The organism is Paraburkholderia sp. SIMBA_027 (assembly GCF_046535315.1).
GTDB classification, from domain to species: domain Bacteria; phylum Pseudomonadota; class Gammaproteobacteria; order Burkholderiales; family Burkholderiaceae; genus Paraburkholderia; species Paraburkholderia tropica.
In genome coordinates, this window is sequence record NZ_JAWRWY010001520.1 from 1 (window position 1) to 239 (window position 239).

Annotated in this window: 1 pseudogene; it reads left to right on the forward strand. The window is 59.0% G+C overall.

The features are described 5' to 3' along the window. Window positions 1–11: 11 nt before the first annotated feature. A pseudogene (locus tag SB764_RS44260) lies at window positions 12–239 on the forward strand (ABC transporter permease); the annotation flags it as partial.

The window sequence follows — 239 nt, forward strand, 5'->3', positions numbered from 1 at the left end:
GGTGAATTGACATGACGATATCGGATACCGCCATCAAGCCGTCAACCATGTCGAAGGCGTCAGCGCTTCGCATCGCCAGCCGCTACGGCACCTTAGCTGCATTCCTGCTCTTGATCGCCGTCAACATTGCGATCACCCCGAACTTCTTCTCGTGGCAGACGCTGAACGTCAATCTGACCCAGGTCGCCACGATCGTCATCGTCGCAACCGGCATGACGCTGGTGATCGCCACCGGCGGC